The 25944-nt window shown below is 51.2% G+C and carries 25 protein-coding genes; 7 read left to right on the top strand and 18 right to left on the bottom strand.

Annotated elements, in window-relative coordinates:
- The first annotated feature begins 116 nt into the window (after nt 1-116).
- On the top strand, nt 117-1328 hold the full coding sequence (locus JET16_RS21000) for an ROK family protein (protein WP_233532000.1): 1212 nt from the start codon (nt 117-119) through the stop codon (nt 1326-1328).
- 7 nt (nt 1329-1335) lie between these two features.
- On the opposite strand, the gene JET16_RS20995 is transcribed toward JET16_RS21000, so the two are convergent.
- The 5 genes from JET16_RS20995 to JET16_RS20975 form a co-directional block, all read right to left on the bottom strand.
- Entirely contained in the window at nt 1336-2529 is a 1194-nt protein-coding gene (locus JET16_RS20995; protein WP_233531999.1) for a S8 family peptidase, read from the bottom strand.
- Between the two features lie 68 nt (nt 2530-2597).
- On the bottom strand, nt 2598-3566 hold the full coding sequence (locus tag JET16_RS20990) for a glycoside hydrolase family 43 protein (RefSeq protein ID WP_199620052.1): 969 nt from the start codon (nt 3564-3566) through the stop codon (nt 2598-2600).
- Nucleotides 3567-3616: 50 nt separating this feature from the next.
- A complete protein-coding gene (locus JET16_RS20985; RefSeq protein WP_199620050.1) occupies nt 3617-4465 on the bottom strand; it encodes a carbohydrate ABC transporter permease in 849 nt (282 codons plus the stop codon).
- Between the two features lie 5 nt (nt 4466-4470).
- On the bottom strand, nt 4471-5352 hold the full coding sequence (locus JET16_RS20980) for a carbohydrate ABC transporter permease (RefSeq protein ID WP_199620047.1): 882 nt from the start codon (nt 5350-5352) through the stop codon (nt 4471-4473).
- An 85-nt stretch (nt 5353-5437) separates the two neighbouring features.
- Nucleotides 5438-6757, bottom strand: a complete 1320-nt coding sequence (locus tag JET16_RS20975; protein WP_199620045.1) for an ABC transporter substrate-binding protein — start codon at nt 6755-6757, stop codon at nt 5438-5440.
- A gap of 353 nt (nt 6758-7110) precedes the next feature.
- Between JET16_RS20975 and JET16_RS20970 the strand changes: the two genes are divergently transcribed.
- Together JET16_RS20970 and JET16_RS20960 are read left to right on the top strand one after the other, a co-directional pair.
- Nucleotides 7111-8031 carry an ArsR/SmtB family transcription factor gene (locus tag JET16_RS20970; protein WP_199620043.1) on the top strand — a complete coding sequence of 307 codons (921 nt, stop codon included), beginning with the start codon at nt 7111-7113 and terminating at the stop codon, nt 8029-8031.
- A 473-nt stretch (nt 8032-8504) separates the two neighbouring features.
- Nucleotides 8505-8846, top strand: a complete 342-nt coding sequence (locus tag JET16_RS20960) for an ArsR/SmtB family transcription factor (protein ID WP_199620040.1) — start codon at nt 8505-8507, stop codon at nt 8844-8846.
- An 87-nt stretch (nt 8847-8933) separates the two neighbouring features.
- On the opposite strand, the gene JET16_RS20955 is transcribed toward JET16_RS20960, so the two are convergent.
- The 11 genes from JET16_RS20955 to JET16_RS20905 form a co-directional block, all read right to left on the bottom strand.
- Nucleotides 8934-9413 (bottom strand): SMI1/KNR4 family protein, encoded by a 480-nt coding sequence (locus JET16_RS20955; RefSeq protein ID WP_199620037.1) that lies wholly within the window; start codon nt 9411-9413, stop codon nt 8934-8936.
- A 17-nt stretch (nt 9414-9430) separates the two neighbouring features.
- Nucleotides 9431-9826, bottom strand: a complete 396-nt coding sequence (locus JET16_RS31175) for an HNH/ENDO VII family nuclease (RefSeq protein WP_407673172.1) — start codon at nt 9824-9826, stop codon at nt 9431-9433.
- A 427-nt stretch (nt 9827-10253) separates the two neighbouring features.
- Entirely contained in the window at nt 10254-11327 is a 1074-nt protein-coding gene (locus JET16_RS20945) for a DUF3900 domain-containing protein (protein WP_199620033.1), read from the bottom strand.
- A 66-nt stretch (nt 11328-11393) separates the two neighbouring features.
- A complete protein-coding gene (locus tag JET16_RS20940) occupies nt 11394-13583 on the bottom strand; it encodes an alpha-galactosidase (RefSeq protein ID WP_199620031.1) in 2190 nt (729 codons plus the stop codon).
- A 70-nt stretch (nt 13584-13653) separates the two neighbouring features.
- Entirely contained in the window at nt 13654-14205 is a 552-nt protein-coding gene (locus tag JET16_RS20935; protein ID WP_199620029.1) for a chromate transporter, read from the bottom strand.
- Nucleotides 14206-14218: 13 nt separating this feature from the next.
- Nucleotides 14219-14851, bottom strand: a complete 633-nt coding sequence (locus JET16_RS20930; RefSeq protein WP_199620027.1) for a chromate transporter — start codon at nt 14849-14851, stop codon at nt 14219-14221.
- A 160-nt stretch (nt 14852-15011) separates the two neighbouring features.
- Nucleotides 15012-16085, bottom strand: coding sequence for a lactonase family protein (locus JET16_RS20925; protein WP_199620024.1), 1074 nt, complete (start codon nt 16083-16085; stop codon nt 15012-15014).
- Nucleotides 16086-16681: 596 nt separating this feature from the next.
- Complete coding sequence (locus JET16_RS20920) at nt 16682-17587, bottom strand: fumarylacetoacetate hydrolase family protein (protein WP_199620021.1); 906 nt, start codon at nt 17585-17587, stop codon at nt 16682-16684.
- A gap of 28 nt (nt 17588-17615) precedes the next feature.
- The gene (locus tag JET16_RS20915; RefSeq protein ID WP_199620018.1) at nt 17616-18389 is read right to left on the bottom strand and encodes an SDR family NAD(P)-dependent oxidoreductase; all 774 of its coding nucleotides are present in this window, start codon (nt 18387-18389) and stop codon (nt 17616-17618) included.
- Between the two features lie 132 nt (nt 18390-18521).
- On the bottom strand, nt 18522-18869 hold the full coding sequence (locus JET16_RS20910; RefSeq protein ID WP_199620015.1) for a GNAT family N-acetyltransferase: 348 nt from the start codon (nt 18867-18869) through the stop codon (nt 18522-18524).
- 119 nt (nt 18870-18988) lie between these two features.
- Nucleotides 18989-19297 (bottom strand): hypothetical protein, encoded by a 309-nt coding sequence (locus tag JET16_RS20905; protein WP_199620013.1) that lies wholly within the window; start codon nt 19295-19297, stop codon nt 18989-18991.
- Between the two features lie 141 nt (nt 19298-19438).
- On the opposite strand from JET16_RS20905, the gene JET16_RS20900 reads away from it, so the two are divergent.
- Nucleotides 19439-20821 carry an immunoglobulin-like domain-containing protein gene (locus JET16_RS20900; protein WP_199620012.1) on the top strand — a complete coding sequence of 461 codons (1383 nt, stop codon included), beginning with the start codon at nt 19439-19441 and terminating at the stop codon, nt 20819-20821.
- An 82-nt stretch (nt 20822-20903) separates the two neighbouring features.
- On the opposite strand, the gene JET16_RS20895 is transcribed toward JET16_RS20900, so the two are convergent.
- Nucleotides 20904-21893 (bottom strand): HD-GYP domain-containing protein, encoded by a 990-nt coding sequence (locus JET16_RS20895; RefSeq protein WP_199620011.1) that lies wholly within the window; start codon nt 21891-21893, stop codon nt 20904-20906.
- Nucleotides 21894-22162: 269 nt separating this feature from the next.
- Nucleotides 22163-23041 carry a sugar phosphate isomerase/epimerase family protein gene (locus tag JET16_RS20890; RefSeq protein WP_199620010.1) on the bottom strand — a complete coding sequence of 293 codons (879 nt, stop codon included), beginning with the start codon at nt 23039-23041 and terminating at the stop codon, nt 22163-22165.
- A gap of 126 nt (nt 23042-23167) precedes the next feature.
- Here JET16_RS20890 and JET16_RS20885 point away from each other — a divergent pair, with 126 nt between their 5' ends.
- Genes JET16_RS20885 through nagA form a run of 3 tightly spaced genes read left to right on the top strand, consistent with a single transcriptional unit; the run spans nt 23168 to nt 25943 of the window.
- Nucleotides 23168-24025 carry a MurR/RpiR family transcriptional regulator gene (locus tag JET16_RS20885; RefSeq protein WP_199620009.1) on the top strand — a complete coding sequence of 286 codons (858 nt, stop codon included), beginning with the start codon at nt 23168-23170 and terminating at the stop codon, nt 24023-24025.
- A 5-nt stretch (nt 24026-24030) separates the two neighbouring features.
- Entirely contained in the window at nt 24031-24759 is a 729-nt protein-coding gene (gene nagB / locus JET16_RS20880) for a glucosamine-6-phosphate deaminase (protein WP_199620007.1), read from the top strand.
- Complete coding sequence (nagA, locus tag JET16_RS20875; protein ID WP_407673171.1) at nt 24759-25943, top strand: N-acetylglucosamine-6-phosphate deacetylase; 1185 nt, start codon at nt 24759-24761, stop codon at nt 25941-25943. Before nagB ends, nagA begins: the two co-directional genes overlap by 1 nt.
- Nucleotide 25944: the final 1 nt, after the last annotated feature.

Raw genomic sequence — 25944 nt, 5'->3', positions numbered from 1 at the left:
GGTGTTCATAATACACCACCGTGTCAACTCCACTGACGTTAAGCGTCCGTACTGGACGATACGTTGGAAACCCCAGCTTCAACAGTTTCAGCTGTAAGCGGGGGAGTATTCATGATATGATACGAATCATCTCGACAGAAACGAAATTTGAGGGAAACATAATGAAAATCACCGGGGATCAAACGTTAATAAAGAAAATAAACAAAGGCCTCGTCTTAGACACGGTCATCGCCCATTCCCCGCTTTCCCGCGCGGACATATCGGCCAAGATCGGATTAAACAAGGCGTCGGTCTCCGCTCTGGTCAACGAATGGATCGACGAGAGCATGGTGATGGAGACCGGACTCGGGGAGTCGAGCGGCGGCCGCAAACCGGTCATGCTGTTGTTCAACAACGAAGCGGGATATGCGGTTGGGGTCGATTTAGGCGTGAATTACATCGTGGCGCTGTTGACCGATCTCGCAGGCGCTGTCGTACACCGGGAGAAAACCGATTTGCACACGTCGGAGCCGGCGGCGGTTGTCCGCCAGCTTATGTCTATCATCCGCACCGTCATCTCCAAAGCACCGGAAAGCCCGTACGGCATCGTCGGAATCGGAATCGGCGTGCCCGGCATTGTGGACGAAAGAGGAGTCGTGTTGGCGGCACCCAATTTGCAATGGGAAGGCGTGTCGTTACAGAAGCTTCTGCTAGAGGAATTTCAAGCGCCGATTACGATCGATAACGAAGCCAACGCGGGCGCGATCGGCGAGCACAAATACGGAATCGGATCGGAAGCCGGCAATCTCGTTTACATTAGCGCCGGTATCGGTATCGGTTCGGGAATCATTATGGACGGAAAGCTATACCGCGGAGCGGCCGGCTTCTCTGGCGAGCTCGGCCATATGACAATCCAGGCGGACAACGGGCTGCCTTGCGGCTGCGGCAACTTCGGCTGCTGGGAAATGTACGCTTCCGAGAACTCGCTGCTGCAGAAGGCGCGGGCCGCAGGCGAGTTCGGCAGCGATCCGGATTTAGAATCGTTGATGGAAGCTGCGAAGCGCGGGGACGCTTTAGCGCTTCGCCTGTTTGAGGAGATCGGGCGATACTTGGGAACAGGCATCGCCAACGTGATTAACGCGCTTAACCCTGAGACAGTCATTATCGGCAGCAGGCTCGCTCTCGCGAAACAGTGGATCGAGCCGGCCCTGCTCCATTACGCACAGAGCCGGAGCCTCGGATACCACAACAAGGGAGTGCGCATTGCATTCGCCGCCCTCGGAATGGATTCCGCCGCCGTCGGTTCCGCTTCCGAGGCGGTCACCAAGTTTTTAACAAAAATTAAATAATTCAGCATTAAAGAAACCGGATGTTCACCAAACCGCTTCCTTGAACGTTTCTGCTTCTTCGCAGAGCCACCGCGTTCCGCCTGAGCAGCCGTTTCACCCTGCCGGGCGACGAGCCGGGAAATTTCTGCAGCAGCTGTGCCGCGACACCCGCTGCGATCGGAGCCGCCATGCTCGTGCCGGTCAATGTAAAATACGACCGCCCTACGCGCGACCGTCTGAACCTGCGGTCAAGCGTCGATACGGGCGCGCGCAGCGAAATAATCGAGACGCCGGGCGCCACCAAATCCGGCTTGCTCACCCCGCCTCTCGCCGGACCGCGGCCGGAGAAATCCGGTATCGTGTCGTCCGAAGTGCGCACCGTACGATGATCGTTGGCCGCGCCGACGGTGATCGCTAACGGGCTTGTGCCCGGCGAATCAATAGTTCCTATGCCGGGGCCTCCGTTTCCGGCTGATGTGACCACAACCAATCCTCTTCTGACCGCTTGATTAACCGCCTGGCAAAGTGCGTCACGAGAGCAAGGCGCAACCGCTTTGGCGCCTAACGAGAGCGACAATATGCGGATGCCGTACCGCCTCCGGTTGTTCAGGCACCATTCAATGCCGCGAATGATTGTCGAATCCAAACCGACGCCGTTTCTGTTCAGCACCTTCACCCCCGCCAAGCGGGCTTCGGGCGCTGGGCCCTTATACTTCCCTCCGGACCGGAACCCGTTTCCGGCCGCATCGCCCGCACAGTGAGTCCCGTGTCCGTTGTCGTCATAAGCTCTCCGCCTATTGTTCACAAAGTCCTTGAAAGCAACGATCCGGTTGCGCGGGTTCGTCAGGTCGGGATGCCTGTAAATTCCCGTATCCAGAACGGCGATCGTCACGCCCCTGCCGGTCCAGCCTGATCGTTGCGCGGCCGATGCGCCGACACTCGGAGTGGCCACATTGAGATTGATCCGTCTTTTTCGGTCGACGAATACCCTTTTCACATCCGTGCACCTGCATATGGACCGATAGCTGCGGCGCGGCACTTTCACTGCAATGGAGCGGATCATCTTCAAAGGCGCATGACGCGCGTAGTATTTCGGGTGAATCAACTTTTTCAACGATCTGTGGTTGCGATAATGCTTCTTGCTCTTAAATTGCACGATCAATCGAACCAGGTTGGACTTGCGCCTCTTGCTATTGATCGCGGTACCTTTTTTCATCTGCATGGTCATCACCTCATCCTTTTCCCTCAGCTTATGCCCTTATCGGGAAACGGGTTGGATGAAGGCCTACGTTACCCGGGAATAAAGTCCGCGACAGGCACGCCGAAGTTCGGCGTTCCATCCTCATCCCAAGTAAACGCTTGCGCCCGGGTATGGCGGTTCGGATCGTACAGGGGATCCCCGTTGATTTCTTTATAATTGCGCGCATGGTAGACGATAATATCATGCCGGCCGTCGGCGGAAACGGTAAAGCTGTTGTGTCCCGGTCCGTATTGCCCTGTTTCCTCATTCGTTTGGAACAACGGTTTCTCCGCTTTGCTCCACGAATTCGGATCCAGCAAATCGCTGCTCTCCGATGCTGTCAACAACCCCATACAATAATTGTAATCCGTCGCGCTTGCTGAGTAGGCGATGAATATTTTGCCGTTGTGCTTCAATACCGCCGCACCCTCGTTCACCCAAAATCCGATTATCTCCCAGTCGAATTCCGGCTTCGAGATCATTACTTGCGGACTTTTGATCGTCCAAGGATTTTCCATTTCGGCGATATACAGATTGGAGTTGCCCCGGATATTCGGATCCTTCTGCGCCCACACTAAATATCTCCTGCCGTCATGCTCGAAAGTCGTCGCATCCAGCGAGAACGACTCCCAGTCCGTCTTGAGTTGGCCCTTTTCTTCCCATGCACCTTGCAGCGGATCGGCCGATTTGTTTTCCAATACGAACATGCGGTGATCGAACAACCCGTCCTTCGTTTCGGAAGTGCGCGCCGCAGCTAAGTAAATGTACCAAGCGACGCCGATATAATGAATCTCCGGAGCCCAGATGTTTGCGGACATCGGTCCGGTGTCATGCTTTCTCCAAGCGACGACGGGTTCGGAAGTGCGCAGCTCCTCAATGCTCCGTGCGCGTCTTATTTCAATCCTGTCATACTCCGGTACGGATGCCGTGAAGTAATAGAATCCGTCCGTATGTTTATAAACCCATGGGTCGGCGCGCTGCTCGACAATCGGATTTTGAAACATTTCATCCTCAGCCATTCGAATCATTCTCCCATTCGTCGATGATCAACTTTGCCAATTTGTTGAAGCTAACCTTTCACACCTCCGGCTGTCATGCCTTCGATAAAGTACCGTTGGAAAAATATAAATACGATCAGAATCGGAACGATCGCCAGTACGGATCCCGCAATGAGCACATCGTAGTTGTTACCGTAAGGCGTCAATAAAGTGGACAATCCGATCGGCAGCGTCAATTTGTCGCCGGACTTCAGCACGATCAACGGCCATAAGAAGTTATTCCAGCTGAACAGCGCCTGCAAAATAATCATGGACGAAAATGCCGGCGCCATCAGAGGCATCATGATTTTGAAAAACAGACCGTACTCCGTACAGCCGTCGACACGGCCCGCGTCCAGATAATCCTTCGGAAGTCCGATGACGTATTGGCGGAAGAAAAAGATCGGCAGCGGCGCGACAATAAAGGGAACGAAAGCGCCCCACAGCGTATTCATCATCTTTAGCTTTATGGCCATCTGGTACATCGGCAGCATAATGATCTCGAGCGGTACCATCATTACGATCAGAACAAGTCCGAAGATCGCGTTTCTCAGCTTGAACCGATAAACCGCCAAACCGTAACCGACCATCGAAGAGAAAATCATGCATAATGCCGTATAGACCACTGTGATGATAATGCTGTTTTTATACCACGTAAAATAGCCCGATTCGCCGGAAAATATAAAAGCGTAATTTTTGAAGCTTAACAGATCCGCCTGCACCTTCAAATTCAAACCGAACCGCAACAGCTCCGTCGAAGGCTTAAACGACGCCAATGCGATTGCAAACAGAGGAAGCAGCGCGAATACGGAGAACAATGAAAATAACAGCAAAAGCAACACGGAATACTTATTGTTCCGCACGTGCCGGGTCGTCTGCATCGACGCTATTCCTCCTTCCTGAACATGCCGAAGAGCTTCAATTGGATCATAATGATGACGAAAGTAAGGACTAACAGCGTGATCCCGATCGCGGAACCGAAGCCTAAATTGTTTTGCTCCAATCCGTTACGGTACAAATATCCGACAATCGTAAGACCGATATCCCCCGGCGATTTGTTGCTGCCCCATAGCATATAGCTTTCCACAAACATCGAATATCCGCCGTAAATGCTGATCGTCATCACATAAATGACGATCGGCTTCAGCATCGGCAGTGTAATCCGGGTGAGCTTATCCCAAGCGGTGGCGCCGTCAATCTCAGCGGCTTCATATATTTCTTGCGGTATATTTTGCAGCCCGGCCAGGAAATAGAGAAGATTGACCCCCAACCAGCGCCATGTAGCGAGCACAACGAGCGCAAACATGCCTGTGTTCGCCCCGTTTAGCCACTTGATGGGATCATACCCTGCGTATGAGATAAAGGAATTCAGCAGCGCGCCTTCCTGTCCTCCGAAAATAAGGCGGAAAATGATGCCCGCCACCACGACGGAAGTCAATGCGGGTATGAACAATACCGAACGAAACAAATTTCTCGCAAATATGACTTTCGAATTTAAGAACACGGCCATCAGCATCGGGAGCGGGATTAATACGCAAAGCGTTAGCGCCGTATAAATAGAACTGTTTCTAAGAGCCTTGAAAAAGGTCGGGTTCCATAATTTTTCATAGTTGTCCAAATTGATAAATTTGGTCTGTCCGGGCAGCACTTCCTGAAAACTCATTACGACCGTTGTAAAAACCGGGTAAGCGAAGAAAAGGGCGAATGACAATAGAAAAGGAAACACAAACACATACGGCGCAAGCTTCTTCGAATATAGAAAACTCATTCTCGTCCGCGTTCCTCCTTTCGGGAAGAAAGATATCACCAGCCTCAACGGCTAGTGATACCCTCTTTCCTGCGAACTAATTCGTTTATTTAAGCTCATCGGCGGCAGCCTTCAACACTTTGGCCGGATCTTGCATATTAACGAGCGATTCAAACATTATTTTCGTATCGACCGCATCGAAAACTGCAGGCGACTTTTCGCCGATATTGACGCCTTCGATTTCGTCCTTCACTTCTACCAATACATCGAAGATGCCGTCGCCGAAATACTCGGTGAACTTGTTCGGTTCTTTTAACGCCGGGTCATTCCAAACATCGGAGCGGATCGGATCGAAACCGAGCTGCTTCCATATTTCAATATTGCCCTCTTTGGACAGCTTGGCGAATGTGAGAAACTCTTTCGCCAACTCGGGATTCTTGGATTGATTCGTAACGACGGTGCCCGTTCCGCCCATACCCGCCGAGCGCGGATGCCCCGCTTCCCAAGAAGGCATCGGCTTGATAACGATTTTTCCTTTCAGATCGGGCATGTACTCTATAAATCTTCCCATGTACCACAGCGGCATCCAAATCGAAGCGGCGCCGCCGTTATTCATGAACCCGTAGTATTCTTCGGCATGGTGCAGGTTGCCGGGAGCCGCGATCGCGATCCCTTCCTTGATTAAATCCTGTTGGTACTGAAGCACTTTAACGATTTCCGGATCGTCTAAATTGACTTCCCCGCTCGTCGTAAGCAGGTCGTTCGGACCTTGCAGCTGAGCGACTTGCGGCCATAACGACCACTGATCGGCAACTTCCAGCGTCGTCATCGGCACTCCGGTTTTCTGCAGCACGGTTTTGCCGGCCTCTTTATAGTCATCCCATGTTTTTATATCGTCCGGATTCACGCCGGCTTTATCCAGCAATTCTTTGTTATAATAGATTACGGAAGCGCCTACATGGAAATCGATTCCATAGTAATTTCCGTCTTTCGCGTAAATATCCAATCTGGATTTCACGAGATTGTCCATGACGGGATCAACAATATCGTTTAAAGGAAGCAATTGCGGCTCGCCTTTCAAATAATTCGGAAACTTGCTGAGCTCCACATCCGACAAGTCCGGAGCGCCCGTGCCGGATTGCAATGCGACAAGCAGTTGGTTGTGCATGTCTTCGTACGGAAGCGTCGTTGCCTTCAAATCGATTTTCTTATCCGGGTTTGCCTCGTTCCATTTCTCCGCCATATGAGTGAAAAATTTGCCGTGCAGCTCGTTAAATGTCCACATCTCAAGCTTTGTCCCGCCGGATCCGGACGATTGCTCTCCCGAGGTTTCCCCTGCGGTATTCCCGCCGGAACCGGAACAACCGGCCAGCGCCGCCGAAATGGCCAAGATCACTGCAAGTAAAACCAGAAAATGTTTTCTCACTTTCGTTCCCCCTTAAAATAATTTGTTGCTGGGTGAAACAGACTTAAATTGATTTAGATAAAACTAAATTAAAATACATTTTTATGGTATATAGCCCGTCTTTCTTTGTCAATATGTTTTTTGAATGCGCTTTCGAAATATTTTTTGCTAAAATGCACACACAAATTATTAAAATAAAAGTAGGATGGATATCATATATTAATCTATTTATTTACTTAATATATAATTTATGTAATCATAATGCATTGATATTTGACTTTTATTTCAGTTTTTTATTAATTCCTTTTCTTTTTTGTTTATTTACTTTATGATTAATTAAAATAAATCTCGGGGTGAAAGGGTGTTTTTAGCCGTTGATCCATATTAAAGAGTTAAAATCGGGATTAAATATTTTCAAAGCGTTAAGCTCAGAAATTCGAATAGAAATACTAGAGTTGTTGGCAGCCCACAATTCGCTCAACTTAAATGAGATTTCAGAGAAGCTCGGCATCACCAACGGCGCTGTTTCCATGCATATTAAGAAGCTGGAAGAATGCGGGCTCATCGATATTACGACCGCGGTCGGAAAACACGGCATTCAAAAACTGTGCTACCTGAATGAAGACCTTCTTACCGTCGAGCTTCGCAACACGGAACCGGAAAACATATACGAGGTAGATATTAAAGTGGGGCATTACAGCGATTATCAAGCTCATCCCACTTGCGGACTCGCTACCAAGGACGCCATTATCGGGGAGTTTGACGATCCGCGTTATTTTGCCGACCCCCAGCATATAAACGCAAGCATTATATGGATGTCGAAAGGCTATTTGGAGTACCGCATTCCGAATTATTTAAAATCGAATCAGCAGTTTAGCGAGCTTCAATTTATTATGGAGCTGAGCTCGGAGGCTCCGGGCTATAACAACGATTGGCCGTCCGACATTTATTTCTATATCAATAATATCGAGCTCGGCTGCTGGACGTCGCCCGGCGATTTCGGAAGCATCAAGGGAAGGTACAATCCGGATTGGTGGCCGCTTCATCTGAACCAATACGGCGTGCTTAAATTATTGCGCGTCAATAAGGAAGGCTCGTTCATTGACGGATGCCGAATATCCAACGTAACCATAACGGACATCGGGTTGACATCGACTTCGGACATTAAATTTAAGATCGCAGCCCCGGGAACGGCGAAAAATGCCGGCGGACTTACGATATTCGGCAAAAGCTTCGGCGATTACGAGCAGGACATTACCGCGAGGGCTATTTTTGACACTAATAATATGGGATAAAATACGAGGCGAAGAAAAACCATTGCTTGCGTCATCGAGCGTACTTTACACTCGACGGCACAAACAATGGTTTTTACGTTACAATTCCTGACGTAATTGTCACTTTAACTTCAATTGCTCCCATATAATATTCATAATTTTTGCGAGGAGGGATGGAGTATGGGAAGCAATGTGAGGAAAGTGGCGATCGTCGGCGCAGGCAACGTAGGGTCTAGCTGCGCTTACTCCTTGATCAATCAAGCGACGAGATCATGTTGATCGACCGTGATCAAAGAAATATTGGAACTGAACTTGTCGTCTATAGAGAAAGAACGGTTCAATTATTCATGCTCCGTTATTCGTCACGCGATCCAATGCCTCTCTCTATGAATAGCAGCATAATGCTTTGCAGATGGGATTCATTTTCTTTGACAGTTATATTCCGTAACGCGTATATTGTAGATAAGAACAATTTCAATTGGAGTAGATGATTTATGAACACGATGACTTTCAGCGCTCTTGCGGAACCGAACCGATTGGATATTGTCGAATTGCTGCTCAACGGCCCTCTGCCGGTAGGCGAAATCGCCCAACGGCTCGATCTGAACCAGCCGCAAACTTCCAAACATCTTCGTTTTCTTAGCGATGCCGGTCTTGTCGAGGTGCAGCCGGTGGCGAATAAGCGGATATATAAACTTCGTCCGGAGCCGCTTCAAGAGCTGGACAGTTGGCTGGATTCTTTCCGCCGCATCTGGGAGGAAAGATTCGATAACTTGGACGTTTATTTGCGGCAACTTCAGCAGAAGAGCAACAATGACGGAAGCGGAAGCAAGTGAAATGATTGCTCCCGGAGTTGCATCAGAACGTTTGTTCCTATATGCTCATCATGCCAGAACGAACGTTCCTAAGCCGAGAAGCAGAATCTATATTTCTTCTTGTTCTAGGTTAATCAAATATAACAAGAAATCCCCAAAGTCCTTTGCAATTACCTCATACTGTTGCTTATCATTATCAACTCCTGGAACGAACGCAACAACAGGGGGCTCACCATACGTATCTTGTTGACTGAAATCTAAACAAAAAAATTCTTCAAATCCAGTGTGATAAATAATAAGCAGATGATGAGGTAAATCAATCTCTTTTCTCTCTGTAAGAGTGCACCAAATTGCATCTGGAACTGAAGAATTTTCAAAATCATCGTGAATTATCCCATAAATCTCCTGAGCACCGAAGCTGCCTGCTCCAAAAGTTTTGAGAAAATCCAAGTAAGAGACTGGAAATTTCAAACCAAGTGTTTCTTCGGCGAGTGTTATTAGTTCTTGAGGACGTGGACCGACAAAGAATCCTTTTTCTTGGTTATTTAGTAAATATTGTTTTGCTTGATTGTACGTTTCAAGACTCATATTTTTTTCCTCCTTCATTACTGAAAATCTTTTGCTCTGTTTTTCCAATAATTCTGTTTCCAGTTGTTATATTGAATTCTGTTAATTCCGGATGGCCACGTATTTGGGTTAATATGAATCAACTTACTGTTAAGCTGATGGAATGATTGTATTACTTCCACAATTGAACTCTGATTTCTTTGAGTCATGTGATGAAGTTGAACAGATTGACCATCAGGACCTATTGGTGCATGACCGGCCTTCATTCTCTGAAGGTTTGTCCTCCCTGTTAAATCTTTTTTATACGGGGCTATAAGATCATCTCTTTGATAAACTTTTATGCCCCGGATCGTAGTTATCTTGTTCCAATATATGGCCAGGTCCAATGGGGGCGTGTGGTTCAACGGGAGGGGGCGGGTCAGGAGGTGGAGCATCACGTGTACCCATCATCACCAAAGCCGCCTGCACCTAAGCCGCCGGTAGCGAAGCCGCCAACTTAATAGTAATAAATTGTTCGGCGGATTCGAAGACAGTCCTCTTAACTTAAATCTTTATGCGTATTCAGGAAATAGTCCAGTTAATTATGTTGATCCGGATGGGCATTATACTAACCCTTGCAATCAATGCAAAGACCGGCCTATGAAACTGGCCGGTTGAATCAACTGTTGTATTGCACGGATTACGATGATAAAGTACATGCAAAGTAACATGTGACGAACCAACAAAAATATTTGTAATAAGAACACTACCTACCACTAGCCCATTACTATCGGAAGAAGGATAGTATAACGTACATACACTTTGTCAGCGATATATTGTTCAAAAGCTGACAATCCCAAAGTATCAAGTGAATACCGAACGTTAGTTGCTTTCCCTCCTGCCGGCCAATTCCCGCAGCAGTTCCTCCAACTCCGGGGGCTGCAATAGCTCGACAGGCGAAACGTTCTTCTCAAACAGGAAGGAATCCCCCTCTATCAACACAACATACTTGCCGTTAAATCTTGCGATATGAATGCTGTCGCCGTAAGCGGCCATCCGCCCCTTGACGGTCACGTCGTCCAGCTTCAACTTCAGCTCGATATCCGGTTTATGCTCCACCACTTGCATTGTCGCCGCGGCCACTTGATCGTGGGACCATTTTTCCTGAAGCTCCCTCTTCTCGCTGGCGGACCATACTTCGAAGCTTTGTTCCTCCTGCTCCCTCTCCTCGTTGTACGTTTCCTGCCACTTCTGCTCCATATATTGCTGAACCATACTCGTCACTTGTTGGGTAACAATTTCGGGCATCGACTTCTCGTAAGAGACGAATTTGAGGAAGTCTTCGAAATAGCGGGCATGGGACGCTTGGTGAATCTTCAGCTCGCCCTCCTCCGACATTCCTTCCTCAGGCATATGAGGATATTGGATCGACTTGATGTTGCGCGCGCTGATGGCCATTTCCACGGCGGCGATCAAGTGTTTCTCGTCGGAGATGCGGGCAATTTTCGGCTCGAAGTCGCATTTCATAATGAAGAGGAACGGATCGTCGAACCACTTGTTCAGCTTCGCTCGCGCAACGATGAACGCTCCGCCGCGCACCGCGCTCGTGTCCATGTACATACGGACCATCTCGTCGCTGTATGCATGAAACTGCTCTTTATTATCGGCGGTGCGCAGCCGATGAAACAAGGCCCAGTTCGGATTGCTCGCAAGCTCGAATCCCGGCTCCACGATGAATGAGCCGATCTTCGTCGGTACGACGTCCGATTGCGGGTGCTTCTCTACTTTTCGTTTGCAGATTCGGGCAAACTCCCCGTCGAGAAACGACTTGAGTTCGCTGTCGGCATAATCGAAAGCGTCAAGCGTTTGGTAGTGGCGGAACGTCTTGTCCGTGTCGGCGCCTTGCGCGGCCGTTTGAATGACAAAGAATGATAAATACTGAACGGTGAATTCCATGGTGCGCTCCTCGCATTGAAGTTGAAATGCCGGGGGAACGAGAACGCTCCCCCGGCAGCATATACGTTATTCCGCTTTTAGATAATATACGGCGCTGGAGTAATCTCCCCACGTCTGAGGCTTCGGCAGGCCGACATTCATCAGGAAATCGCCGCCAACAATCGAATCGGAATCCGGAATCCGGTATCTGAGCGTCGGATCCAGACCCTTGAGGCGGATGCGGCCAAGCGGAGCGTTCGCCTCATTCCTCGTTTGGAAATATGCAAGGTACGCTTCCTTCTTGTCTTTCGATACGACCATCCACGCCGTCTCATCGCCATCTAACGGGCTAAGAATGCGGTAAAAATCGCCGAATTGGACGAGCTTGCGGATGGATTTGAAGAATGAGACCTGCTCTTTCGCCGCCGCTTTCTCGCTGTCCGTCAGCTTCGTCAGGTCCAGCTCGTATCCGAACGCCCCGGTGTATGCCGCATGCGCCCGCATGTCGATTGATGTGTTCCGTCCGGTCTGATGGTTCGGGACAGCCGATACGTGCGCCCCCATCGAACTGACCGGATATACGATGCTCGTTCCGTATTGAATGTACAACCGGCTGACCGCATCGGTGTTGTCGGACGTCCACGTCTGCGGCATGTAATAGAGCATCCCGGGATCGAATCGGCCGCCGCCGCCCGAGCAGCTTTCAAACAAAATATGCGGGAAGCGCGAAGTGACTTCCTCCAGCACTTCATATAATCCGAGCATGTAGCGGTGCGCCGTTTCCCGCTGGCGTTCCGGCGGGAGCTTGGCGGAACCGATTTCGGACATATTCCGGTTCATGTCCCACTTCACATAAGAAATCGGTGAATTGCCAAGAATATCCGATATGACGGAAACGATGTATTCCCTGACATCCGCGCGAGAATAGTCAAGTATGAGCTGATTGCGCGCTTCGGAACGTCTGCGGTTCGGCACATGGAGGCACCAGTCCGGGTGCTTCCGGTACAGCTCGCTGTCGGGAGACACCATCTCCGGCTCGAACCAAAGACCGAACTTCATCCCCATGCCTTCGATCTTCTCGGCCAAGTCCTTCAAGCCGTTCGGCAATTTATTCTTGTCGACGAACCAATCCCCGAGCGAGCCCTTATCGTTGTCGCGATTTCCGAACCAACCGTCGTCCAGCACGAACAATTCGATGCCCAATTCGCTCCCGGCTTCGGCGATCGCCGATATTTTCTCGGCGTTGAAGTTGAAATACGTCGCTTCCCAGTTATTAATAAGGATAGGCCGCTCTTTGTCTCGGTGCGCGCCTCTGCACAACCGTGAGCGATACAACTCATGGAATGTGCGGGACATGTGCCCGAGTCCTTCGGACGAATATACCATAACCGCTTCCGGTGTCTGGAACGTCTCTCCCGGCTGCAGCAGCCAGCTGAAGTCGAATGGGTTGATACCGATCGCCACCCGCGTCGTCCCGAATTGATCGACTTCGACGTTGGCCAGGAAGCTTCCGCTGTACACGAGGCTAAAGCCGTACACATCGCCGTAATCCTCCGTTGCGTCTCTGCCGAGCAAAGCGACGAACGGATTATGCTGATGGCTGCTCGCTCCGCGGCGGCTCTCGATCGACTGCGTACCCGGCGTCAACGCCCGCGTATAGATATGGCGTTCGCGCGCCCAAGCGCCTGCCAGATGCAGCATGCGAAACGACGAATGTTCGAAATCGACGCTCATGCTTAACGCGCGGATCAGCCGAATCGGAGCGCCGCTTCGGTTTTCAAACCGGACGGAGCGTGCAATCGCGTTCAGTTTCTCGAAAGCGGTGTAGCTCACATAAGCTCTCAGCCCGCTCGTTTCGTCCTCGAGCACCAACGTCAACGTATCCGCTTCATCGTCGCTCTCCGTATATGTAGCCGGCAGTCCTTGAAGCTCCGGTTTCCCACTTGCAATCGTATGTTCGACATACTTCAATTCGGTTGCCGAAGATCCGTTTTCCATCTGTATTTCATAGGCGGGACTCCGCAGATCCGACGTTCCGTAAGCCGGATATTCCTGTGGCAGCGTGTCTAAAGACAACGTCTTATCCTCCGGGTCCGGATTCGGACTAAAAGACGCCCGTTCCACCGTCCTGCCGATGTACCGCGCGTCGGCGTCACCGATCGGCCGGCCCCAGTACAGATGCTGTATGTATCCTTTCGGATGAATTTGAAACAGATAGCTGGTCCCGACGGTTTGAAGATGGAAAATCCGATCGACGGAATCATAACGAATAGACAAGCCTACAACCCCATTTCCGCAAAAATGTTTTCCGCTTCACCAAGTATACAAGCATTTCCCCGCTCCGTCATCAGCCGAACAGCACCATTCCGGCCAATCCGGACAACATGATTACAGCTGCGGGATGCATCCGGAACCGGATAAGCGCAAACAGCGACGCTGCGCAAATGAGAACGAGAATAATCGTATGCCGGTTGAAAGATGCGGCTGTCGTTGGAATGACTTGATTGCCGACGGCGAAAGAGATGGCTGCGTAAAAAATCAAACCCGTAATGATCGGGCGCAAACCGTAAAATCCCCTTTTCACGTGGACATTTTTCTGAACTTTATAAAATATCGCCGCGGCCGCAACGATCAGAGCAAGCGAAGGCAAAACCGTCCCCAATGCCGACACCAAAGCGCCGGGCACACCCGCCGTCTTGTAACCGATAAAGATTGCCGAGTTTGTAGCGATCGGACCCGGAGACATCCCGGCGACGGCAACGACGTCGGTAAAGGTTTGCAGCGACATCCATCCGTGATCCCGCACCACTTCTCTTTCGATCACCGGAATCATGGAATATCCTCCGCCGAACGAAACGGTGCCGATCATGAGAAAAGTGACAAATAAGTCCCACAGCATCCGTTTCGCCCCCTTAAATGCCGTCTCCCATCATATATCCCCATTCTTCTTCCTTCGGACGGTCTTCGAGCTTTGTCTGCAATCCGAGCCAGCTCCGGACGGCTACGGCCGCAATGCCGAGGAAAAAGCCGCTCAATATGACAATTACAGGGTGAACATTCACGAACAACAACAAAAGCACCGTCCCGACGACAACACCCAGCGTCGTCTTATCGAGCACGGCCGTCTTCCCGATCCTGTAACCCGCATAGCAAATGACGGCAACAATCGCTGCGCGGATGCCTTCGAACGCTGCTTCGACCAAAGGCAAATCCCGAAACTGTAAAAAAGCCGCGGACAGCATCAATACAATGAGAAACGTAGGCAGCAGCACTCCGCACATGGCGGTGACGGCGCCGGGAATGCCAGCCAGGCGGTAACCGATGAAAGTTGCGGAATTGATAGCGACCGCACCCGGTATTGACTGAGCAACGGCAAACACGTCCGACACATCTTCGGTTTTCAACCATCGCCGGCGGTCGACGACTTCTTTCTCGATCAACGGGATCATGGCGTAGCCGCCTCCGAACGTGATCGGACCGATCTTGCAGAAGGTCAAAAATATGGAGGGAAGCTTCCTCCAACGCTTCGCTATGGTACCGTTCATCGCGTTCGCCCCCTCAATGCCCTTGTTACCTCTATTATACAATAGTTTTTTCTATTTTGGATTAAACCTAAGGAAATTAGGTAATAAGAATTCGCAAAGTAAGGCATAATTATTTATTATATCGGGTACATTCCACCATTTTGAATAAAACCAAGTTGATTTATCGGAAATTGTGCGGCGGCGCAAACCGGATGCACACAGGTTTGTTGACGCCGATTCGTTCGCCTGTATCGGCTAAAGTGCCGGTTGCCGGGTCGACCCGAAAGCACGCGATATTTTCGCTGTCCTGATTCGCGACCAGTATATATTCTCCGTCCGGAGAAACGGCAAAATTTCTCGGAGTGCGGCCCCCGCAGGAAATATGTCCGATCAAACTTAGCATTCCCGTCTGAGCAGCGATTCGAAACATCGCGATGCTGTCGTGCCCCCGGTTGGAACCGTACAGGAAATTGCCGCAAGGCGAGAGATGGATGTCGGCGGTCGTGTTGTTTTCATGAAATCGTTCCGGCAGAGTGGAAATCGTATCGATGTGCTTAAGCCCGCCCGTTTCCGCATGATAATGAAACGCGGTAATGGTCGAGTCCAATTCATTGATGCAATAAGCGTATGGCTTATGCGGATGGAACGACATGTGACGGGGACCCGCTCCCGCAGTCAAACGGCACTCCCCTTGCGGGATCAACCGGCCGTTCTCCCGATCCGCGCTGTAAATGAAAATCGTATCGAGCCCTAAATCGGAAACATAAAAATATCGCCCGTCAACGCTTGCGAATACCGAATGCGGGTGGGACCCTTCCTGACGGTCTTTGCGCAGCCCGGTTCCTTCATATCGCAGGTGTTCGGACATTTCGCCGATGCCGCCGTCGTCCGCTACCGGAAATACGGAAACGCCGCCCATATAATTCGCTATAAGCAGAAGATCGCCCGACAGCAAAACGTGACATGGGGAACTTCCCGCGGTGGCGCGCTTATTGCGGAACGTCAGCTGTCCGGTCCCCGTATCCGCCGCATCGTACGCATACACCTGTCCGCTTTCCGTTTCGCTGACGGCGTAGAGCATCTTCCTTGCAAGGTCAAGCGTTAAGTATGAGGGGTTATCAATGCCGGAAACCGCGTTTAGCTTAGAGAGCCGGCCGCTCTCGCGATTCAAACTCATGTAATGAATGCCTTCATCATGTGAAGAAGCGTATGTACCCACATAAAATCGATAATCGGTTACACGTTGACTGCCCATCGGAATATCACGCTCCGTCTGATTATTGAAGTTATTGTAACATTGAATAACTCTGTTCTTCACTCGCAACTTCAGTTGGATTGCCGGTTGGTTAACGCCAACAAGTTATGCTCACAGGGTCAAAATTGACCCTATTTGTGGTTGTAACCGGAGTTTCTCCGGTTAGGAGAGCGCAGTCGACCGAAAATGAGCACTGTAACCGGAGTTTCNAGTTTCTCCGGTTAGGAGAGCGCAGTCGACCGAAAATGAGCACTGTAACCGGAGTTTCTCCGGTTAGGAAGGCCCAGTTGACCGAAAATGAGCGCTGTAACCGGAGTTTGTCCGGTTAGGAAGGCCCAGTTGACCGAAAATGAGCGCTGTAACCGGAGTTTCTCCGGTTAGAAGGGCGATGATGGCCAAAAATAAGCGCTGTAACCGGAGTTTCTCCGGTTAGGAAGGCGCAAAGAGCTGAAAGTGTCGTGTACATGCGCTGTAAGCGGATAATTTCTGCTGCAAGTTCGAGCTGTCAACAATGGCTGACGGTCTCATAATTGACCATACCGCCTCATGCGGGCAAACAAAAAACCGGGGAGTCTCCCGGTTCATGCGCGTGCTTATTATACACTCTCATTCACCATGCGGTTGGTGAGAGATCCCAGCTTCTCGATTTCGATCGTGACGACGTCGCCGTCTTTCAAATAAACACGATGCTCTTTCGGCAACCCGAGAACAACTCCTTCCGGAGTCCCCGTCAAAATAATGTCGCCGGGATACAGCGTCATATGCTGAGAGATGTAACTGACGATTTCATCGCAATGGAAAATCATATCCGACGTGTTCGAATGTTGGCGCACTTCGCCGTTGACGATACACTTGATGTCCAGATCGTTCGGATTCCCGACTTCGTCGGCAGTCACCAAGTACGGTCCTAACGGACTGAATTTGTCGCATGTTTTTCCAAGCAGCCATTGCGGCGTCCTCATTTGCAAGTCGCGCGCAGACAAATCGTTGACATTGCAATAGCCGAACACATATTGCAGCGCCTGCTCCCGATCCACGTATTTCGCTTGTTTCCCGATGACGATGACGAGCTCCGCTTCATAGTCGACCTCATTCGTGACCCTGACGGGCAAAGGTATTTCAGCCCCGTGCCCGGCTAACGTATTGCTGAACTTATTAAAGAGGATCGGATACTGCGGGATAGGCGCGTTCGTCTCCTCTGCATGTTTGCGATAATTGAGTCCGACGCAAATGATTTTGCTCGGGCGAGTCACACACGGTCCATACTCGACTTGACGCTCATCGATAAATACACCGTTCGCCGGCCGTTCTGCCCGGATTTTGTCCACAAAAGCGCCAAGCCTTTCAACCGCCGGCTGTCCGCCCTCGATCACCTGCATGACATCCGCAGGCACCGGAGAATCGGGATACGACTCCAACGCGCGGCCTATGTCCAACACTCCTTCTTCACATACCACACCAAGACGGTAACCGCCATCCTTCACGATCGTAACAAGCTTCAAACAAACTCATCCCTTTCAAGAAAAATGTTCAAGCGTTCTTGCCAAACACTACTCCGCCGTCAATGTACAGAGGCGAACCCATCATGAACTTCGATTCGTCGGAAGCGAGGAACAAAGCGGCATAGGCGACATCCTCGGGCTTTCCCAAATCGCCGCTAAGCTGTCTTGTTTTTAATGCCGCAATGGCCGCTTCGGGATCGTCGTACGAAGTTTTCAAGTAGTTCTCAACAAACGGGGTGAAGATGGTGCCCGGCAGCAGCGCATTCACCCTAATATTGTAAGGAGCGTAATCGACCTGCATTGATTTGGTGAGAGCCAACACCGCACCTTTGGTAGCGGAATAGGAAGCCCGTCTCGCAAGCCCGATTTCCGCTATGCAGGACGACATATTGATTATACTTCCTGACTTTCTCTCCATCATGTGCGGCAGCGCATATTTGGACGGGAGATACACACCGCGGATATTTACGTTCATTACGCGGTCCCACTGTTCCGGTTCCACTTCGTGCAGCGCGCCGACGCCGCTTATGCCCGCATTGTTAAACAACACGTCGATACGTCCGAACTGGCTAATAGCCTTTTCAATCATGGACTGCACAGAGGCGGGATCGGTCACGTCGGCCCGGATAAATACCGCTTCTCCGCCGGCGGAGCGAATTTCTTCGGCGGTGCTCTGTCCCTTCGCCTCATCCAAGTCGTTAACGATGACTCGTGCGCCTTCTTTAGCGAACAAGAAAGCGGCGCTTTGACCGATTCCCGACCCGGACCCGGTAATTAGTGCCACCTTATCCTTAAGCCTCATTTACATTGCCCCTTAGTTTATTATAGCAAACCACGTTTATCAAAATGAACTATCATTAGTTTACAATCCGCTCGAACACCCCGTCAATACCTCGTCAACCGGAGAAAAAAGACAACCCCGGTTCGCGGGCTTTCACGAACCAGTGTCATGCTTCAGCACCCGGTAATGGTGCTTGGAAATCGCATGAAAACCGAGTTTGCGGTATAACGATACCGCGGGGGCGTTGGCGCATACAACCTGAAGGTACATTTCATTTGCGCCGTTGCTTGCCGCCCATTCCGCCAATATTCTCATCAGCTGCTGTGCCGCGCCTTTTCGCCGGTGGACAGGATCGATGACGACGTTGAAGATTCCCGCCCACCCCCGTTCCGCCACGACGCTCGCAAGCCCCGCCGTTTCTCCGTTCTCCTTAATGGTGACGAAAGCCTTTCTCGGTCCGATGGCGGAAAAAATATGTACGTAAGCGCGGTATCTATCCATCGAAAATCCTTCCAATGAAATAAAATTCCGGATCCACCTATCGTCCGCATCGGGAATCACTTCATATTCAAAACCGGATCGGCCGGCAGTTCGCTCAAAAATATGTTCGCAAGACGCTGTCATGATGAAGCATTCATCCACAACGACATACCCTTTGCGTCAAGCAGCCCGTCCAATTCCGGCGGAGATGCGTCGCCGACGCAATAGCACGGGGTGATCGAGTGCCGTTGAAAGAAATCGTCCGCAACGGACATCCATTCGCCGCTTCGATCCGGGAAAGCTCCCGCCGTAAAAACACTGTTTGCTCTCTTCGTTACCCCGAATGCCGCTCTCAGCCTCCATTCGCCGATAGCCTGCTGCACATAAGCGGGCCAAGCGTTGGCCACAAGCTGTTCGATAAACGACTTCAGTTTGACTTCTCTCTCCATGTTACCTTCAACCTCGCAAACTTTCGTTTTTCTGTTATGGGATAAAAATTTTGAACATTTTTTCCAAAGACCCCCACAATTTTTTCCTTCCTCGCGAAATGATTTAGTAAAGATTTACATAAAGAAGGAAGGGTGAGTGTAGTGAAGAAGAAGTGGTTGCTGCTTTCCGCATTAGCCGTATCACTCGTCGCCGCCAATGCCGCGTACGCCAAACCTGTAAAACAGGAACCTCCGAGAAGCGGCCAGGTCGAGCAAAAAGCGAAAGGATTGGAAAACGCTTTAAAGCATGTGAAAAATCCAAAGGCGAGAGCGGCCATAATGAGAGCGCTTGAAAGACAAAAGCAGCGCGTGGAGCAGCCGCCTGTTGAAACCGCCGAACAAATCGTTGCAGCCGATAAAGCGGCGCTCGCTATCGGATTCAGCAGCGGGGACAGCGCCGGCAGCGTTACCTCGCCTCTTAAGCTGCCTGCGACAGGCAAATACGGCTCGGTCATCGCCTGGTCGTCCAACAATCCGGCCGTCATCTCGAATGACGGGAAGACGGTGAACCGTCCGACTTCCGGATCAGGTGACGCGACAGTAATCATGACGGCGACCATCACGAAAAACACGGTTTCCGCCACTAAACAATTCACGTTGATCGTCAAATCGCAGCGTACAGACGAAGAGAAGGTGGCTGCGGATAAAGCGGCGCTCGCCATTGGGTTCAGCACGGGCGACAGTGCGAGCCATGTTACTTCCAAGCTGACGCTGCCGGCGACGGGGGCGAACGGTTCGACAATCAGTTGGGTGTCCGGCAACCCGGCGGTCATCACCAATGACGGCAAGACGGTGAATCGTCCGAAGGCGGGAGATGGCGACACAGCCGTAACGCTCATCGCTACGATCAGAAGCGGCAATATCGCCGACATGAAAGTGTTCACCGTAACGGTGAAACAGCAGATGACAGACGAACAGAAGGTGGCTGCGGATAAAGCGGCGCTCTCCATCGGCTTCAGCACGGGCGACAGTGCGAGCCATGTCACTTCCAAGCTGACGCTGCCGGCGACGGGGGCGAACGGTTCGACAATCACTTGGGTGTCCGGCAACCCATCGATCATATCCGATAACGGCCAGACCGTAAATCGTCCGAAGGCCGGAGATGGCGACGCGGAAGTAACGTTCATCGCTACGATCAAACACGGCGATTATACCGACGTCAGACTGTTCACCGTAACGGTAAAACAGCAGCTGCTTACGGACGCACAGAAGGCTGCGGCCGACAAGGCGGTGCTAGCGATCGGTTTTAGCGGGACGGACAACGCGAACAGCGTCACATCAAATATAGCTTTGCCTGCCAAGGGAGTAAACGGCTCGACAATTTATTGGAGCTCCAGCAACAACGCCGTCGTCTCGGATAACGGAACCGTGACCCGCCCCGCCGCGGGTACGAACGATGCGACAGTGACCTTATCCGCCATCATTGTTTACAACGCAGCTGTAGAGATAAAGACTTTCACAATTACGGTGAAAAAATTGCCGTAAAGAAGAAATCCAGCGATGCAGACCCCGTCACGGGTGTCTGCATCGTTTTAATTTTCACCGGAAAAGTCTTCCGCGTTCATCTTTAACCGGTGATCGATTCAATCGTAACATGCGAATTTCTCGATAAGTCGATGTATGTGTCTCCCAGGCGAATAACGGGCCGCATCGGATCATGGTGGTGAATCATCACTACTTTCCCCATGCGGCCGTCTGTAAGCCGCACTTGGCTGCCTACGGTCATCTCCATGATTCTTTTGACAAATACGGAAATAACGGCGGGGTCCATTTTTCCGAAACCTTCGTCATTAAGCTCTCTGATAATTTTATAGAAGGGAATCGCTTTACGGTAGACGCGGTTGGAGGTCATTGCGTGAAACACGTCGGCAACGGCGACGATTTTGCTGTAGTAATCAATATCTGTGCCTTTACAGCCGTTCGGATATCCCCAGCCGTCCACGCGCTCATGATGCTGCAGCGCAACCAGAGCGACGCGCGGCGGCAAGTCCTTGGTGTTCTTTAAAATCTCGTATCCATACACGGTGTGTTTTTTCATTTGCTCATACTCGACGTCCGTAAATTTTTCTGGTTTATTTAAGATATAGTCGGATATCCGTATTTTTCCGATATCATGAAGCGTTGCGGCCATTGTTAACAACGCCAGGTCCGCCTCATTCAAATCGAGCCATTTGCCCAGCATATTGGATAACACAGCCACACCGATGTTATGCCGGTATGTATAATCGTCCTTCGCCTGCAGCCCCGACAACACGCCGTACAAATCGTGCGTTTCGGACGCTTCGTACACTGCGGGCAGTATATTGCTCTCCACCTTGTCCAATGGAACTCTGCCATCGCTCTTCATGGCATGGAAGATGTCCCGAATCTCTTCCGCCGCCCTGCTGATCAACCTTTCGTTCTTCAGTTCCGGCGCTTGCGCAATGACGTCCGATGCTTTGAGTTGAATACCATGTTTCTTAAGGGACTCCATGTGCGAGACGGTCAATATGACGCCTTTTGCCACAATGATGATTCCGTTCTGATTAAATACATCTTTGCCTAGTGTTCTGCCCAAGAAGAGATTATCCACATCTATCACCTTCGAATAGAAGTAACAGCGTTATGTAATGTTGTAAGCGTTTACTAATGAAACAGATGAAACACATCAGACCTTGGTCTTGTTTCGTTAGTCCTAATCATACCAAAATATACCGAAAGTTAAAGCGATTTATTGTATAAATTTGTGACTGTTTGGAAGTGTTTGCGCGTTTATTTATCATAATAGCCGAGAAAACCCCTTCCGCATTTGATTTGCGTAAGGGGTTTTCTATGAAATGTCCGACGCTATGCTTGAAACCTCTTGATAAATTGTACCGCTTTGCGTATGTCGATTTCCGGTTGATCGCCGACTTCGCGTTCGATCGTTAAGTAACCGGCATATCCGATCTCTTGCAGTGCTTTGAAATACTCGTCGAAATTGACGCTTCCCTCGCCAAGCGGCAGCTCTCTGAAAAATTCGCCCGACGACACCATCTTCGCTATTTTGTCGTGATCCATCGGCTCGTACCCGACCGCGCCGTACACGTCTCTCGGGTCGACTTCCCGATAGCGGGTCCCGTCCTTCACGTGAGTATGAACGATATAATCTTTCAAAATGCGCACGCCTTGAACCGGATCGTCCCCCGTCACCATGACCATGTTCGCGGGATCAAAGTTGACGGAGACACCTTTGGTGGATAACGTGTCGAGGAAAGCCTTTAGATCCTTCGCGGTTTCGGGACCCGTCTCAATTGCGAAATATGCTCCGGCGCTGCTCGCGTACTGTGCCAGCTCTTCGCACGCGTCATGCATCGTATGGAACAATTCGGACGATTGATCGTGCGGGACGATGCCGATATGCGTTGTGACGATATTCGTTCCCAGATCGAGTGCGAGATCGACTATCCGCTTGGATTTCTCCACTTTCCACTTATTGTCTTCTTTCGATTGGAACCCGTGACCGCCCAAATCTCCCACAAGCGCAGAAATTTCCAATCCGAGCGAATCGATGTAGGACTTCAGTTCCTTCCGGGCTTCCGGCGTCAAGTTGTCGGGATCCATCTCGCCTCTTACGGCATAGATTTGAACTCCGTCCGCTCCGACCTCCTTCGCTTTCTTCAGCCCTTCCCTTACGCCGACTCCGAAGCTGTCGACGATGACGCCGATTTTGTTCGTCAGTTTCATACGCTTCTCTCCTTCATACGTGGATTGACTATTGCGTTCAATGAGATGTTTCAATATGATTGTATTATAAAATAATTTTCATTTATTATAAATATTAAATCTAAATTTTTTTCGTAGGTGTTCTTGATGTCAAACATTGTTCATGCCATCCGTGAACGGGCCGGACGGCTGTATAAGAAGGAAAGAACCTTGGCGGAATATATCGCCGACCATGCGCAGGAAATCCCTCTCATGGGAATAACCGAGTTGGCGGAGCGGTCCGGGGCGAGCACGGCCACCATTACGCGGTTTTGCAAGTCGCTGCACTTTAACGGCTTCACCGACTTTAAGCTGAAGCTCGCCCAAGAGCTGGCTCAACCGCCGGCGGACAACACTTATCAGGATATCGTGGCCGGAAACCCGCTGCACAGCATCGTCTCCGCCATCGAAGCGAACCATCTCCGTTCCATCACGGACACGACCCGCATGATCGATTTCGCGATGCTGCGATCGGCGCTCACGGTACTGCGTGACGGCAGGCAAATCGACTTGTACGGAATCGCCACATCGGGCATCGTCGCACAAGATTTCTATCAGAAGTTGGTCCGGATCGGAAAGCGGGCGTTCGCATCGACTGATCCGCATATGCAGATCACTTCCGCATCAAGCTTAGGTCCGGGAGACGTTGCGATCGGAATCTCGTATTCGGGGGAAACTTTGGAGACGATCGACGCGCTGCGCTGCGCGAAAGAGCGCGGAGCCGCCACTATATCGTTAACGAAATACGGGACAAATACGCTTGCGTCGTTGGCAGACATTCAATTGTTCGCCTCTTCCTTGGAAGAAGGGATGCGGCGGGGCGACTTGGCTTCCCGAATCGCACAGCTCCATGTGATCGACATTTTGTTTATGGGCATCGTAAGCGAACGGTTCGACGACTACGTCCCAAGACTCGAGCAATCGTTCCAAGCCGTGAAAAAGTACCGAAAGGAAAAGGGGAAATGACGAATATGAATATCTTAACGTTCCCTTCGGATCAAGAGCTGAACGAAGCTGGAGCCGGCATCGTAACGGGTCTGGTGCAGACGAATCCGGGAGCCGTGCTGGGACTCGCCACGGGAAGTACGCCGATCGGCGTCTACTCCGAGATGATCAAGTCGTTCCGCAAGGGTATGGTCAGCTACCGCAGGGTTTCGACGTTTAATCTCGACGAATACGCAGGGCTGCCCCGCGAGCATCCCCAAAGCTATTACAGCTATATGCGCACACACTTATTCGATCATATCGACGTTCCCGAATCGAACATCCATATACCTGACGGGACGGCCGCGAACGTGCGGGAAGAGTGCGAACGGTATGATCGGTTGCTTGAACAAACCGGACAGATCGATTTGCAAATTTTGGGGTTGGGGCACAACGGGCACATCGGATTTAACGAGCCGGATCACGCGTTAATCCGCGGAACCCACGCCGTGCGGTTAAGCGAGACGACCCGCCAGGCGAACGCGCGCTTTTTCAACTCCATCGACGAAGTTCCGACACACGCGATCACGATGGGCGTCGGAACGATTCTGAAGGCGAAGACGATTCTGCTCATCGTGAAAGGGTCGGATAAAGCAGGGATTGTCCATACATCGTTAACCGGACCGATTACGACGGAATGTCCCGCAAGTTTGCTTCAGACTCATCCGCATCTAGTGGTGCTGCTCGATACGGAAGCCGGGAGGTTCTTTGGATGATGAGTGGCATTCGTGCTGAAAAATGGGCGGTTCGCGCCAACATTGTGACGCCGGAAGGCGTGCTTCATGGCGGAACCGTAATCGTTTCCGGCGGTACGATCGCCGAAGTGCTAGCGCCGGAACAGCCCGCACCTTCGGATTGTCCGGTAATCGACGCGGGAGACGGTTGGTTGGTGCCGGGGTTCATCGACGTGCACGTTCACGGCGGATACGGTTATGATTTTATGAACGCAACCAAAGAAGCATTCGATGCGATTACGCAATTTCACGGACGTCACGGGACGACCGGCATGCTGGCGACGACGGTTACGGCGTCCAAAGACGATGTGGAACGGGTGCTTGCGGCGGCGGACAAATACGTGAAGGATGCGGATGCGCCTTATGCATCCCTTTACGGCGTTCATCTCGAGGGACCTTTCATCAGCCCGAAGTTTCCAGGTGCGCAAAACCCGCAGCACATCGTTCCGCCGAATCAAGAATGGATCAAGGAATGGACGGAGCGCTTCCCGGGTGTCGTCAAGATGATGACCTTGGCGCCGGAAACCGAAGGCGCGCTGGAGGTCATCGAATTGGCGTCGAGCAGCGGCATCGTATGCGCGTGCGGTCACACGAACGCATCTTATGACGAAATGATAGCGGCCGCCGACAAAGGTTTGAAGCATGCCGTACACACGTTCAATGCAATGAAGGGATTGCACCATCGCGAACCGGGCACTGTAGGCGCAGTGCTGACGGAGGAACGCATATCCGCCGAGGTGATCGCGGACGGGCATCATGTACATCCGGCCTGCATCAAGCTGTTGACGCAAGCGAAACGATCCGGCAATTTGCTCCTGATCACCGATGCGATGTCCGCTGCCGGCCTTGGCGACGGAGATTATGCATTAGGCGGTCTTGATGTGACGGTGCTAAGCGGGGTCGCGAGGTTGACGAACGGCGGCAGCCTTGCCGGCAGCACTTTAACGATGATCGACGCCTTCCGCTTCATGGTGTACCGCATCGGGTTAAGCATATCGGAAACAAGCCGGCTGGCGAGCGCGAATCCGGCCAAGCTGCTGGGGCTTGACACCGTGACGGGCAGCGTCGCCGCAGGGAAGACGGCAGACCTCGTGCTGCTCACGCCGGATTTGCGCATTCTCGGCGTATGGCGCAACGGCAATGCCATTCATCATCAAATCGGTTAGG

Source organism: Paenibacillus alkalitolerans (assembly GCF_016482785.1).
GTDB classification, from domain to species: Bacteria; Bacillota; Bacilli; order Paenibacillales; family YIM-B00363; genus Paenibacillus_AE; species Paenibacillus_AE alkalitolerans.
This window is presented reverse-complemented; position numbering and strand designations above follow the sequence as displayed.

Coding starts and splice junctions, on each gene's coding strand:
- JET16_RS20955 (WP_199620037.1), bottom strand. CDS start 9,413: ATGAGTCTTGAAACGTACAATCAAGCAAAACAATATTTACTAAATAAC.
- JET16_RS20985 (WP_199620050.1), bottom strand. CDS start 4,465: ATGCAGACGACCCGGCACGTGCGGAACAATAAGTATTCCGTGTTGCTT.
- JET16_RS20990 (WP_199620052.1), bottom strand. CDS start 3,566: ATGGCTGAGGATGAAATGTTTCAAAATCCGATTGTCGAGCAGCGCGCC.
- JET16_RS20885 (WP_199620009.1), top strand. CDS start 23,168: ATGTCAAACATTGTTCATGCCATCCGTGAACGGGCCGGACGGCTGTAT.
- JET16_RS31175 (WP_407673172.1), bottom strand. CDS start 9,826: ATGCTCCACCTCCTGACCCGCCCCCTCCCGTTGAACCACACGCCCCCA.
- JET16_RS20915 (WP_199620018.1), bottom strand. CDS start 18,389: ATGAGGCTTAAGGATAAGGTGGCACTAATTACCGGGTCCGGGTCGGGA.
- nagB (WP_199620007.1), top strand. CDS start 24,031: ATGAATATCTTAACGTTCCCTTCGGATCAAGAGCTGAACGAAGCTGGA.
- JET16_RS20995 (WP_233531999.1), bottom strand. CDS start 2,529: ATGCAGATGAAAAAAGGTACCGCGATCAATAGCAAGAGGCGCAAGTCC.
- JET16_RS20960 (WP_199620040.1), top strand. CDS start 8,505: ATGAACACGATGACTTTCAGCGCTCTTGCGGAACCGAACCGATTGGAT.
- JET16_RS20905 (WP_199620013.1), bottom strand. CDS start 19,297: ATGGAGAGAGAAGTCAAACTGAAGTCGTTTATCGAACAGCTTGTGGCC.
- JET16_RS20980 (WP_199620047.1), bottom strand. CDS start 5,352: ATGAGTTTTCTATATTCGAAGAAGCTTGCGCCGTATGTGTTTGTGTTT.
- JET16_RS20945 (WP_199620033.1), bottom strand. CDS start 11,327: ATGGAATTCACCGTTCAGTATTTATCATTCTTTGTCATTCAAACGGCC.
- JET16_RS21000 (WP_233532000.1), top strand. CDS start 117: ATGATACGAATCATCTCGACAGAAACGAAATTTGAGGGAAACATAATG.
- nagA (WP_407673171.1), top strand. CDS start 24,759: ATGAGTGGCATTCGTGCTGAAAAATGGGCGGTTCGCGCCAACATTGTG.
- JET16_RS20925 (WP_199620024.1), bottom strand. CDS start 16,085: ATGGGCAGTCAACGTGTAACCGATTATCGATTTTATGTGGGTACATAC.
- JET16_RS20910 (WP_199620015.1), bottom strand. CDS start 18,869: ATGGATAGATACCGCGCTTACGTACATATTTTTTCCGCCATCGGACCG.
- JET16_RS20935 (WP_199620029.1), bottom strand. CDS start 14,205: ATGCTGTGGGACTTATTTGTCACTTTTCTCATGATCGGCACCGTTTCG.
- JET16_RS20890 (WP_199620010.1), bottom strand. CDS start 23,041: ATGAAACTGACGAACAAAATCGGCGTCATCGTCGACAGCTTCGGAGTC.
- JET16_RS20930 (WP_199620027.1), bottom strand. CDS start 14,851: ATGAACGGTACCATAGCGAAGCGTTGGAGGAAGCTTCCCTCCATATTT.